Here is a 12,073-nt window from a genome sequence, read left to right on the forward strand (position 1 = left end):
GAACACAGGCGCAGGATGACCAGCACTCCAACTAAATAAACAACCAGTGATTGGTAATGCCAAGAGCATTAAATAAAGTAGGAAATGTCCAACATGCGCCAAGGTTTTCATCATTGGTGACATTGTGTCGGGAAGTTTGGGAGCGGGATGGGTATAACGCCAAAATATTCGAATAAGGACCAAGAAAATAATCGTCGTTGCAATATTCTTATGTAAGGTAATGACACTGCCTTTGAAGCTACCATCAACTTCGTAGCTTAGCAAATTTCCACTATAAAAACCAATAAGCCATGCAACAATAAAAATCGCTGCCATGAGCCAATGCAATACTTGTGCTGTACGGGTGTAGTATTGTGCTGAGGTTGACATCGCAACATCCTAGCTGTGATATGAGTCATTTGATTCTAAATATGGAAATAAACGTCTCATACTATGTATATGTAACAGAGCGTTTTATCCTTAGGACGTTTAATTAGAATGTAATAATTCAAATTGTTATATTCTGTAAAATTGAATTTAGGTCATATCATAAATGCTCGCGTTTAGGCACAATACGCCTGCCAAAATTTAGGTAGGTAAAAAAATATGAAAAAATTAGTATTGACTGTTGCTCCATTGGTTTTAGCGGTTGCAGGATGTGCTGCGACAGATACAAATAACCCTACAGCAACCTCACAGCAATTGGGTATGGCTGCTTTAAAAGTTGCCGTAAATGCAAAGTGCTTAAATGAAATCAATAATATTCCAGCATGGAAAACTGCTACACGTCTTATGAGCACAGAGCAAAGAAACGAGATTCAAACCAATGTGTGTGGTTGTGTCAGTGATAAAGCACCTGAAAGTGTGACTGCCTTTGATCTTGCAACGGCAGCAGTTGATCCAGCTGCACGCGCTATGATTGTAAACAAGGTAGTTACGGAAACTGTAAATACCTGTGTGAATGAAGCGTTAAACAAAGCGAAGTAGTAAATGAGGCTGTATCAGCCTCTTGTTGAGAGATGTAATATGACGATTGCTGGTGTCGATGAGGCAGGGAGAGGGCCTTTAGTAGGTTCTGTGGTTGCTGCGGCAGTAATTTTGGACCCAAATAATCCAATTGAAGGCCTAAATGACTCAAAAAAGTTGACCGAAAAGAAACGTGAAAAATTATTTGCAGAGATTCAAGAAAAAGCACTCGCTTGGTCTATTGCTGAAGCAAGCCACGTGGAAATCGATGAATTTAATATATTACAAGCTACTTTCCTTGCGATGCGTCGAGCAGTTGAAGCATTAGCAACTCAACCAGCAAAAGTGATTGTGGATGGTAACCAAATTCCGAAAGGAATCACGATTCCATGTGAGGCCATCGTGGGTGGAGATGCGAGTCATGCTGAAATCAGTGCCGCGAGTATTTTAGCGAAAGTCACCCGTGATCGCCAAATGAAAGCTTTAGATTTGGAATATCCGAATTATGGTTTTGCTAAGCACAAAGGTTATCCTACTAAGGCTCATTTTGAGGCGATAGCAATACATGGGGTAATTGATGAGCATCGACGTAGTTATGGACCAGTCAAGAAAGCACTAGGCTTATAAGCAATTAAAGCGACTATTGTAGTCGCTTTAATTATTGAAGAATTTGGTATATTAACGATTAAAGTTATTATGTTGAGAGAAATCATTACTCTCTTCTTCATACGTATGTTGATAATCTTGATCAAGATGTTGTAAATGCTCATGCATGGCACGTTCATGTTGGATACGTTGGTAAATTTCCTCACGATGCACAGAAACTTCTTTTGGAGCATTTACACCAATACGCACCTGATTGCCTTTTACGCCAAGCACAGTAACACTGACTTGATCCCCAATCATTAATGTTTCTCCGACACGACGGGTCAGAATCAGCATGTTTATCTCCTTGCTAAACGCTCAAACTTGCGACAGGGAATTCATTGTTCGAAAGCACAGCCTAATATACAGAAAATTCTAACAAAATTATGTAAAAAATTTTTTTTCGTAAATTTTGTGAGAACTTTCTTAAAACCTCTGCGCTAATATAACAGAGCCACTATTAAAAAAACTATAGTGGCTCTGTTTTTTTTATTATTTACTTGAAAGTAAATATTTAACTAGCTACAAATTAAGCACGCGCGCTGCTTTCACCATGCTCGCGGTCTAGACCAAAAGCTGTGTGTAAACAACGAACTGCTAATTCTAAATAGTTTTCTTCGATTAACACAGAAATTTTAATTTCTGATGTAGAAATCATGAGAATATTAATGCTTTCTTCAGCTAAAGCTGTGAACATTTTACTAGCAACGCCAGCGTGTGAGCGCATGCCTACACCAACGATAGAGACTTTTACAATATCATCACGCGTAACAACTTCACATCCTTCAATGCTACTCGCTGTTTGCTCTAAAATTGCTTTTGCTTTAGCAAGATCAGTACGATTTACTGTAAAAGTAAAATCAGTTGTACCATCTTCTTCTACATTTTGGATAATCATATCCACTTCGATGTTGGCATTACTAATCGGCGACAAGATTTTTGATGCAATACCAGGCTCATCAGGCACGCCTAGAATCGTTAATTTTGCTTCGTCACGGTTAAATGCAATACCTGCGATGATTGGTTGTTCCATATCGTCTTCCGCCTCAGTGGTAATTAGTGTGCCTACATTTTGTTTAAATTCTTCGTCAAATGCGCCGTCATTGTCATTATCGAAACTAGATAATACGCGTAATGGGACTTGGTATTTACCAGCGAACTCAACAGAGCGAATTTGTAAAACTTTTGAACCCAAAGATGCCATTTCTAGCATCTCTTCGAAAGAAATACGATCAACTTTCTTTGCTTTGGGAGCAACACGAGGGTCAGTGGTGTAAACGCCATCAACATCAGTGTAAATCTGACATTCATCTGCTTTCAATGCAGCTGCGATGGCTACACCAGATGTATCAGAACCACCACGACCTAAAGTTGTTGTATTGCCATCAGCATCAAAGCCTTGGAAACCAGCAACCACGAGAACACGACCTGCATCTAAATCTTTGGTCATCACATCGGTATCAATAGACTCTATACGTGCTTTGGTAAAAGCACTGTCAGTTTTGATACCAACTTGACGACCAGTATATGATTTAGCTTCTACACCAATAGAATTAAGTGCCATAGCTAACATGGAAATCGTTACTTGTTCACCCGTTGACACCATTTGATCAAGTTCCCGTGGGTCAGGGGTGCTGGTAATGGCTTTAGCAAGCGCAAGTAAGCGGTTGGTTTCACCACTCATAGCAGACACGACCACGACCACCTTGTGACCATGATCATGCCAACGCTTGACACGACGAGCAACATTTAAAATGCGCTCAGGAGTACCCATAGAGGTACCGCCATATTTTTGAACGATTAATGCCATAGTTGTTCCATATAAGCCATGACCCTGAGAGGCATCAGGGTCAGTTACACAAAAGTGAAGTTCTTATTGCTCAAGCCAAGCAGGGAGTGCTGCAAAGACTTGATCGAACTTCTCGTTTAGTGGCGCGCCACCTTGTGCTAAGTCAGGTTTACCACCACCTTTACCACCGAGTTCTTGAGCTAAGTGTTTGATGATGTCACCTGCCTTTAGATTTGCAGTATATTGTTTAGCGACAGATGCGATTAAACTCACTTTATCGCCTTCAACGCCAGCTAAAATAATGACTGCATCTTCCAATTTTGATTTTACGCTGTCATGTAAATTGCGTAATGATTTGGCATCTAAACCTTTGACTGTGGTAATGAGTGTTTGACGTCCCGCAATTTCTTTCACTTGATCCAGTAATTCAGCCGCTTGGAAACTTGCCAATTTCTGATTCAGTTGTTCGATTTGCTTTTGCAAACTAGAAGCTGTTTCAACAACCGCTTCAACTTTTTCAACCGTTTGATCTTTTTGAGCTTTCAACAAACCGTTGATCGTTTGAATGTCAGTATCTGCTTTTTGAACGACTTCAAGTGCTTGAGTACCAGTAACTGCTTCAATACGGCGTACGCCAGCAGCAACACCACCTTCAGAAGTGATTTTGAATAAACCAATATCACCAGTACGCTTCACGTGAATACCACCACATAGCTCAATAGAGAAGTTCTTGTCTTCAATCACTGAACCCATAGATAACACACGTACTTCGTCACCGTACTTTTCACCGAACAACATCATTGCACCTTTGGCTTTGGCTGTTTCGATATCAAGTAGTTCAGTGGTAACTGGTGTATTTGCAAGAACTTCAGCGTTAACCAAACGTTCGATTTGTTGCAGCTGATCAAATGTCACAGGTTGGTCATTTGCAAAGTCAAAACGTAAAATGTCGCTAGCAACGAGAGAACCTTTTTGCTGAACATGATCACCTAAAATTTGACGTAAAGCTGCATGTAATAGGTGTGTTGCAGAGTGATTACGTGCAGTTGCTGCACGAATGTCTGCTTTGACGGTTGCTTCAACACTTTGAGTCGCTTTTAGGCTACCCACGGTTACGATACCTTGGTGAACAAAAGCGCCACCAGATTTCTTGGTATCTTGTACTTCGAAGATACCTGTATCGTTTTTGAAGATACCTGTGTCACCGATTTGACCACCGCTTTCTGCGTAGAAAGGTGTTTGATTCAACACAATTAGGGCTTCATCACCTTCATTGATCTCGTCAACCTGAATACCATCTTTATAGATCGCAACAATTTGTCCTTGACCGTGAGTTGCGTCATAACCATCAAATTGAGTTTCACCTTCAACTTTAACAATGCTGTTGTAGTCTACTGCGAATTTTCCTGCATCACGTGCACGTTGACGTTGAGCAGCCATTTCAACTTCAAAACCAGCTTCATCAATTGTTAGATCACGTTCACGTGCAATATCTGCGGTTAAATCTGTTGGGAAACCATAAGTATCATAAAGTTTAAATACCGTTTCACCTGCAATCACATTACCTTTGAGTTGTGCGAGTTCACCCTCAAGTAATTTCAAACCTTGTTCAAGTGTTTTAGCAAACTGTTCTTCTTCACGGATTAACGTTGCTTCGATGACATCTTTGCGAGCAGCAAGTTCAGGATATGCTTCGCCCATAACCTCAATTAAAGGTTGCAACATTTTGTAGAAGAATGTACCAGTAGCCCCAAGCTTGTTACCATGGCGTACTGCACGACGAATAATACGACGTAATACATAACCACGACCTTCATTTGAAGGGTTTACGCCATCGGCAATTAAGAAGCAGCAAGAACGTGCATGATCAGCAACTACACGGAGTGATGGTTGACCTTCATCCTCGATACCGATGATGTTGGCTGCCGCTTTTAATAAGTGTTGGAATAGGTCAATTTCATAGTTTGAGTTGACATGTTGAAGTACAGCAGAAATACGTTCTAAGCCCATCCCTGTATCAACAGAAGGTGCTGGAAGAGGGTGCATCACGCCATCCGCAGTACGGTTGAACTGCATGAAAACGTTATTCCAGATTTCAATGAAACGATCGCCATCTTCTTCTGGCGTACCCGGTAAACCACCCCAAATGTGGTCGCCATGATCGTAGAAAATTTCTGAGCAAGGACCACAAGGACCTGTATCACCCATTGCCCAGAAGTTATCCGAAGCATATTGACCACCTTTATTGTCGCCAATACGGATGATACGTTCAGCATCTACACCGATTTCTTTATTCCAGATATCAAATGCTTCGTCATCAGTATGATAAACCGTGACATATAAACGATCTTTCGGTAAGCCTAACCACTGTTCGCTAGTTAAAAATTCCCAAGCAAATTTCAAGGCATTTTGTTTGAAATAATCACCAAAAGAGAAGTTGCCCAACATTTCAAAGAAAGTGTGATGGCGTGCTGTATAACCTACGTTGTCGAGGTCGTTGTGCTTACCGCCAGCACGGACACATTTTTGTGATGAAACAGCACGGACATAGTCGCGCTTTTCTAAACCTAAGAAACAATCTTTAAACTGGTTCATACCAGCATTGGTAAACAGCAAAGTTGGGTCGTTGGCGGGAACGAGTGAGCTCGAAGCGACACGTGTATGCCCTTGCGATTCAAAGTAACGCAAAAATGCTTCACGAATTTCAGCTGATGTCATAAAACGAGTACTCACAACCAAGACACTCCATAATTTTGAATTTGGCTATATGCAATTAAGGTGATTGTTAAAGGTTCTACAATCGAGCCTATCGCATGGCATGGATTTTAAAAGTGCTAAATTATAACGGAAAATACCTATCCGACCAACGATTTTACAAGCAATATCATATAAAACTGTGTTTAAGCTAAAAATCTATATTCAACAGCGCGCTTCATGTTTTACCATATAGCATATAAATGATGATGTTTTGATGAACAAGGGCTCTGCATGCAACGTATCGCTATCAATGGATTTGGTCGAATTGGCCGGAATGTATTACGTGCATGGTTTGAAAATCCTAAACAGTTCCAATTTGAGATTGTTGCAATTAATGACGTAGCTGACGTACAAACATTGGTACATCTATTTAAATACGACACAACACATGGGCGCTTTGCTGGACAAGTTGAAATTCAGATTGAAAACCAACATATTTTTTTAAATATTCAGTCCCATCAGCGTCAGCTTAAACTGCAGGTATTTAAACAAGAGCAGCCTGAGTTGCTTCCTTGGAAAGATTTAGAGATCGATGTGGTGCTGGAGTGTACGGGGTTATTCCGTTCGCGAGCGGATGCAACTCGTCATATTGAGGCAGGGGCGAAACGCGTTATTATTGGTGCGGCACCATTTGATAGTGTGGATGCTGCAATTGTTTATGGTGTAAACCATGCCGATGTAAAAGCAACTGATCAAATCATCTCTGGCGTTTCATGTACCACGCAAGCTTTAGTCCCTTTAGTAAAGATTATTGATGATGCTTTTGGTATTGATACTGCTTTAATGACAGAAATTCATGCAGTGACTGCTGATCAATCTGTTTTGGATCATGCGCATCGTGATTTACGCCGAGCACGGGCTTCAGGTCAGAATATTATTCCAACGACGTCAAGTGCTTTAGGCGCATTGAAACGTGTTATGCCGAAAATGGAAAATCGAATAGATGGTTATTCCATCCGAGTGCCAACGATTAATGTTGCAGCAATTGATTTAACCTTTGTATCGCATTCACCAATTACGGTGCATAAAGTAAATGAAATATTAGTCAAGGCTGCACAGTCTGATTATGCACAGATTATGCAAGTGACCGATGAAGATCTGGTCTCTAGCGATTTTAATCATTCGCCATATTCCTTAATTGTGGATTTGACTCAGACCATGGTTGTCGGTCATCAAGCCAAAGTTTTTGCGTGGTATGATAATGAATGGGGATACGCAAATCGTTTACTCGATTTGTGTGAGTCGTTTGACTCATAAATTTTATAACTAAAAAATAATTTGGAGATTTAAATGACATTCATGTTGATGTGGGGATTTATTGCTATTTTATTATTGGCGGTTGTATTTTTATTTTGGTTTCAATTTAAAACGAAGTCAGAAGCAACGTATGATGCTCAGGTATTACAAGTTGAAGAAAAAGTTTTGCATTTGGAATTACATTTAAAAAAAGGCTTAGAAATTATGCAAGATATGGCCAAAAAAATGCATGTGCAACAAGAAGTTTTAGATAAAACCATTGCGAATGTTGCTGCTTTGGAAAAACAGAATGCTGAGTTAGTTAGTGTTTTAGAAATGATGATTAAAACAGGGAATAAGAATTCTTGATATTAATTTACTTATTAATCGAATAATTTGAATATAAAAGAGATTAAGTTATCACCAAAATGTTAGAAAAGAGCATAGTGATGAATTGGACATCTATCGAAGAAGCCGAAATGCTAGAGACTATTAATGAATCTTATTGTCGAATGACTCTAGAGCAGCGAAGGCTTTGGGAAGCAATAAAACTATATCCCCAAAAGTGGAGTCAAGAACCGTATGGTGATATTGGTCATGGTTTTTGGGTGGTCGCTATTATTGGTAATACAGTTATCTGGTTTAATGATGTTGAAGATGGTTTTAATCGTTCATCTTTTACTGAGTTTGGGAAAATAAATGAGTATTACTGCAATCAAGATGACCTTGAGTGTCAAATACAAAATGTATTAAACCAAATTCGAGATGGGTATGATGCTGCGGGCTATCTTGGTGGACCTAAATCTTTGATTAGCTAAGTTTATGAGCTGTTTTTTCCAAAATAATCATTGAACGTATTTAAATATAAGTCTTATTTATTTTCTTTGGCTCGTCTTTTTGTGAATTGGTCGCACAGCTATTGGGCAGTTCTTTGGACAGCGAACTTGGGTTTTTGAACCTAATCAATAATGGTAATTTATTGAAAGTAATGATTAATTAAATAAAAACTGTTTGTTTTTTATTGGGTGGAATAAGCAGTTTTTATGCAAATTCTCAGGTGCATCATGTAAATCTTCATGCTACACTACGCTGAATCGGGCATTCACCCGATTTTTTTATGTGGTTGCTTTTTATGTGGATGCCTCCACGTTGAACAGATTTTAGGTTTGGAACATGACCATTTCACAGACATGGTTGCTCCCTGACGGGGTAGCAGATGTATTGCCCGAACAAGCGCAAGTCGTTGAAACATTGCGCCGAGAAGCTTTAGATTTCCTCGCCGTTCGAGGTTATCAGTTGGTTTATACGCCATTTATTGAATACATCGAATCGTTGTCTTCACTTTCAGAATCCAATCAAGATTTAGATTTAGTTACTTTCAAAGTGATTGATCAACTATCTGGTCGTTTGCTTGGTGTTCGTGCGGATATGACACCACAAGTTGCACGTATTGATGCTCATGTTCGACCAATTGAAGGTGTAGCTCGTTATTGTTATGCGGGCACAGTATTACATACTAAACCTCAGAACTTTAATTCAACTCGTGCGCCCTTACAGTTGGGTGCTGAGTTATATGGTCATGACAGCATTGAAGCTGATGTTGAAATGATTGATGTGATGTTGGCCCTACTTAAACATACGGGTCGTTTAGAGGGTGTTCATCTAGATTTGGGACACGTTGGTTTATTCCGTAGTTTAGTAAAACGTGCTGGATTAAATAAAAATACTGAAAGTGAACTCTCTGATTTATATCAGCGTAAAGCATTACCTGAGCTTGAAGAATTTACTAAAGATTTAGCTATGGGCGCTGATTTTTATGCATTAGGTCGTTATGCAAGTGATCTAGATGCGTTAGAAAGTCACTTAAGCCAAGATATTCTAAAGGATGAAGATTTTAAAAATGCTTTTGATGCATTGAAATCAACATTCGCACAAATTCAATCACGCTGGCCGAATTTAAACATTGGCATTGATGTCATCGAATTACGTAGCTACCACTATCATACTGGTCTGATGTATGCCATTTATGCACCAAACCGTGCGGCACCACTTGCACAAGGTGGTCGATATGATGGTATCGGTGAACATTTTGGACGCGCGCGTCCAGCGACAGGATTTAGTTGTGATTTATATGCTTTAGGTGCAACACAGTTTGTAGATATTGAGACTGTTGTTGCTCCAAAAGGTAATGATCAAGATTTATTGAATGCAATTGTAGCTGCTCGTAGTCAAGGTTTACGTGTGGTGCAATTGTTAGGTAATGATGATTTAAGCTCTGTCCCATATGCGACCCATCAAATGGTGTCTCAAAATGGACAGTGGGTTATTGAAAAAATTTAATCGCTAAGTTGTTTGAAAACTTAGTTTCCAATTTTAACAGCATGATGTAATGAGGCTATTATGGGCAAAAATGTTGTGGTACTTGGTACCCAATGGGGCGACGAAGGAAAAGGTAAAATCGTCGACCTGCTCACAGATCAAGCGGCTGCGGTAGTTCGCTATCAAGGTGGACACAACGCAGGTCATACTCTTGTGGTCGGTGGTAAGAAGACTGTCTTACACCTCATTCCATCAGGTATTTTACGTGAAAACGTATTGTGCTTAATTGGCAATGGTGTAGTGCTTTCTCCTGAAGCATTAATCAAAGAAATGGCGATTTTGGAAGAGGAAGGCGTACCTGTTAAAGAACGTTTGCGTATTTCTCCAAACTGTCCATTGATTTTGCCAAACCATATTGCGCTTGACCAAGCACGTGAAAAAAAACGTGGTAATGCCAAAATTGGTACAACAGGTCGTGGTATTGGTCCAGCTTATGAAGATAAAGTTGCTCGTCGTGCGGTCCGCGTAGCTGATTTGATTCGTGGTGGTGCATTGCTTGAAGAAAAACTTCAGGAAATGCTTGAGCTTCATAACTTCCAACTTTCTCAATTCTATGGCGTTGAAGAAGTGAAGTTTGAAGACGTTCTTGCGCTTTGTAATGAATGGCGTGAAGTGCTTGCACCACTCGTGATTGATGTAACTAAAGTGTTACATGATTACCGTAAAGAAGGTAAGGCAATCATGTTCGAAGGCGCACAAGGTTCATTACTTGACATCGATCACGGTACTTATCCTTACGTAACAAGTTCAAATACAACTGCTGGTGGCGTAAGCTCTGGTTCTGGTATGGGACCATTACATTTAGACTATGTACTCGGTATTACCAAAGCATATACGACACGCGTAGGCGCAGGCCCATTCCCAACAGAATTGCATTATGATGCTTCGACGGATACAGGTGATGCGATTGGTCGTCATTTAGGCACAGTAGGTCATGAATTTGGTGCTTCTACTGGTCGTCAACGTCGTTGTGGTTGGTTTGATGCTGAAATCTTACGTCGTTCAGTTGAAGTGAACTCTTTATCGGGTATTTGCTTAACTAAGCTCGATGTATTAGATGGTTTAGAAGAAATCAAAATCTGTGTAGGTTATGAAGATGTAGATTCAGGCTGTGCAGGTTCTTCTGACGCGATTTCATTTGAAAGCTTAAAGCCGATCTATGAAACAATGCCTGGTTGGAGCGAGTCAACAGTAGGTTTAACTCAAGTTGATCAACTTCCTGCGAATGCTTTGGCATATGTTAAACGTCTTGAGCAGTTGATTGAATGTCCAATTGATATTATTTCAACTGGTCCTGATCGTGCAGAAACAATTGTATTACGTCATCCATTTTCAGCATAAGCTGATGTGATGATTGAAAAGCTCCCATATGGGGGCTTTTTATTTTTATAGATTTATATATTTAAAATCTCTAGCTGATAATTAGATTTTTATTGCGATCTTTGTTATTTCACAGACTGAAAAATTCTCGTTATATTTGTTTTACGTTCAAACAAAGAGGGTTTAATCATGACGAAAAAAACGATTCGCTACAATGGATATGAGCTAGCATGCCGATGTTAATTCATGTTTCAGTAATGGAAATGGCACAAACCAATTCTGATCACGTGGGGGAAAGAATTGGTTTGATTATTTTAAATAAAATAAAAACAACCTATTAAAATTTGATCGAAAATTTATAATAAATCTAAGAGAGCCAGATGGTTCTCTTTTTTATTTATAAACCAGTTGATCCGTTAAGGTAACCTATACCAAGTAGAGTGTGAACTATTTTAGTATTCCTAAAAGTGACTTGATAGTTCACAGGGTTATAAGTAGTGCCTTCGCAAGATAAAGTTGCTATACCGCAAGCAGCATAATAGTAAATAGGGGTGTTAGGAAAGTTAATATAAACACTATTTACTTTATTATTGAGAATGTAAATTGATGTTGATCCTATCACAAGGTTTTCCAGAGGGCCTTTATTATAACTTGTATAAATAGAAACATTATTGTGATTAGTGAAAATAAGCTGTTCATATTGAGTTGGTAAAGAAGAGGAGGTTGACTCTGATACACTTGATGGCGTAAGTGTCCAATGGAGCTCATGAGGTTGACTCGTTGGTAATTGAACTTTACTAGGTGCTTCAGCTAGAAACCCTTCAACAGAGCCTGCAAGCGTAATGGTATTGATCTGACCATCTGCCCAAGATGATTTAGTTAACAATTGATTATTAAAATCAAGCTTAGCTTGGCCTGTTTTCATATTGATTGAATTTATAATGTTAGCGCACGGATTGTTATTTTGTGAGCATTGAAATTCTTTTTTTAAAGATATGCTCA

Annotated in this window: 12 protein-coding genes; 7 read left to right on the top strand and 5 right to left on the bottom strand. The window is 39.4% G+C overall.

Annotated features, from left to right (window positions below):
- Window positions 1-369: cytochrome b (locus HMPREF0023_RS01480; RefSeq protein ID WP_034437170.1), on the bottom strand; the 369-nt coding region annotated here is incomplete at its 3' end.
- A gap of 216 nt (window positions 370-585) precedes the next feature.
- On the opposite strand from HMPREF0023_RS01480, the gene HMPREF0023_RS01485 reads away from it, so the two are divergent.
- Window positions 586-966, top strand: coding sequence for a hypothetical protein (locus HMPREF0023_RS01485; RefSeq protein WP_004642122.1), 381 nt, complete (start codon window positions 586-588; stop codon window positions 964-966).
- A gap of 39 nt (window positions 967-1,005) precedes the next feature.
- The gene (rnhB, locus tag HMPREF0023_RS01490; protein ID WP_005082056.1) at window positions 1,006-1,572 is read left to right on the top strand and encodes a ribonuclease HII; all 567 of its coding nucleotides are present in this window, start codon (window positions 1,006-1,008) and stop codon (window positions 1,570-1,572) included.
- Window positions 1,573-1,623: 51 nt separating this feature from the next.
- Here the strand turns inward: rnhB and csrA are convergent, their stop codons facing one another.
- From csrA to alaS, 3 genes are all read right to left on the bottom strand, one after another.
- Complete coding sequence (gene csrA / locus HMPREF0023_RS01495) at window positions 1,624-1,887, bottom strand: carbon storage regulator CsrA (RefSeq protein WP_005082058.1); 264 nt, start codon at window positions 1,885-1,887, stop codon at window positions 1,624-1,626.
- Between the two features lie 232 nt (window positions 1,888-2,119).
- A complete protein-coding gene (locus HMPREF0023_RS01500; RefSeq protein WP_004638520.1) occupies window positions 2,120-3,400 on the bottom strand; it encodes an aspartate kinase in 1,281 nt (426 codons plus the stop codon).
- A 63-nt stretch (window positions 3,401-3,463) separates the two neighbouring features.
- Window positions 3,464-6,112, bottom strand: a complete 2,649-nt coding sequence (gene alaS, locus HMPREF0023_RS01505) for an alanine--tRNA ligase (RefSeq protein WP_171057157.1) — start codon at window positions 6,110-6,112, stop codon at window positions 3,464-3,466.
- 255 nt (window positions 6,113-6,367) lie between these two features.
- Here alaS and HMPREF0023_RS01510 point away from each other — a divergent pair, with 255 nt between their 5' ends.
- The 5 genes from HMPREF0023_RS01510 to HMPREF0023_RS01530 all read left to right on the top strand — a co-directional run bounded on the left by HMPREF0023_RS01510 (window position 6,368) and on the right by HMPREF0023_RS01530 (window position 11,092).
- The gene (locus HMPREF0023_RS01510) at window positions 6,368-7,393 is read left to right on the top strand and encodes a type I glyceraldehyde-3-phosphate dehydrogenase (RefSeq protein WP_005082062.1); all 1,026 of its coding nucleotides are present in this window, start codon (window positions 6,368-6,370) and stop codon (window positions 7,391-7,393) included.
- Between the two features lie 33 nt (window positions 7,394-7,426).
- A complete protein-coding gene (locus HMPREF0023_RS01515) occupies window positions 7,427-7,741 on the top strand; it encodes a hypothetical protein (protein ID WP_005082064.1) in 315 nt (104 codons plus the stop codon).
- Between the two features lie 80 nt (window positions 7,742-7,821).
- Entirely contained in the window at window positions 7,822-8,190 is a 369-nt protein-coding gene (locus tag HMPREF0023_RS01520; protein ID WP_005082067.1) for a hypothetical protein, read from the top strand.
- Between the two features lie 355 nt (window positions 8,191-8,545).
- Window positions 8,546-9,712: an ATP phosphoribosyltransferase regulatory subunit gene (locus HMPREF0023_RS01525; protein ID WP_005082069.1), complete on the top strand. Its 1,167-nt coding sequence runs from the start codon at window positions 8,546-8,548 to the stop codon at window positions 9,710-9,712.
- A 60-nt stretch (window positions 9,713-9,772) separates the two neighbouring features.
- A complete protein-coding gene (locus HMPREF0023_RS01530) occupies window positions 9,773-11,092 on the top strand; it encodes an adenylosuccinate synthase (RefSeq protein ID WP_005082071.1) in 1,320 nt (439 codons plus the stop codon).
- A 376-nt stretch (window positions 11,093-11,468) separates the two neighbouring features.
- Here HMPREF0023_RS01530 and HMPREF0023_RS01535 read toward each other — a convergent pair.
- Window positions 11,469-12,073 (bottom strand): hypothetical protein (locus tag HMPREF0023_RS01535; RefSeq protein ID WP_008940969.1); only part of this gene is annotated, 605 nt, incomplete at its 5' end.

It is taken from the genome of Acinetobacter sp. ATCC 27244 (genome assembly GCF_000156555.1).
GTDB classification, from domain to species: Bacteria; Pseudomonadota; Gammaproteobacteria; order Pseudomonadales; family Moraxellaceae; genus Acinetobacter; species Acinetobacter haemolyticus.

What these genes read in the sequence shown, in the direction of transcription:
- HMPREF0023_RS01485 (WP_004642122.1), top strand. Translation starts at nt 586, where the DNA reads ATGAAAAAATTAGTATTGACTGTTGCTCCATTGGTTTTAGCGGTTGCA.
- rnhB (WP_005082056.1), top strand. Translation starts at nt 1,006, where the DNA reads ATGACGATTGCTGGTGTCGATGAGGCAGGGAGAGGGCCTTTAGTAGGT.
- csrA (WP_005082058.1), bottom strand. Translation starts at nt 1,887, where the DNA reads ATGCTGATTCTGACCCGTCGTGTCGGAGAAACATTAATGATTGGGGAT.
- HMPREF0023_RS01500 (WP_004638520.1), bottom strand. Translation starts at nt 3,400, where the DNA reads ATGGCATTAATCGTTCAAAAATATGGCGGTACCTCTATGGGTACTCCT.
- HMPREF0023_RS01510 (WP_005082062.1), top strand. Translation starts at nt 6,368, where the DNA reads ATGCAACGTATCGCTATCAATGGATTTGGTCGAATTGGCCGGAATGTA.
- HMPREF0023_RS01515 (WP_005082064.1), top strand. Translation starts at nt 7,427, where the DNA reads ATGACATTCATGTTGATGTGGGGATTTATTGCTATTTTATTATTGGCG.
- HMPREF0023_RS01520 (WP_005082067.1), top strand. Translation starts at nt 7,822, where the DNA reads ATGAATTGGACATCTATCGAAGAAGCCGAAATGCTAGAGACTATTAAT.
- HMPREF0023_RS01525 (WP_005082069.1), top strand. Translation starts at nt 8,546, where the DNA reads ATGACCATTTCACAGACATGGTTGCTCCCTGACGGGGTAGCAGATGTA.
- HMPREF0023_RS01530 (WP_005082071.1), top strand. Translation starts at nt 9,773, where the DNA reads ATGGGCAAAAATGTTGTGGTACTTGGTACCCAATGGGGCGACGAAGGA.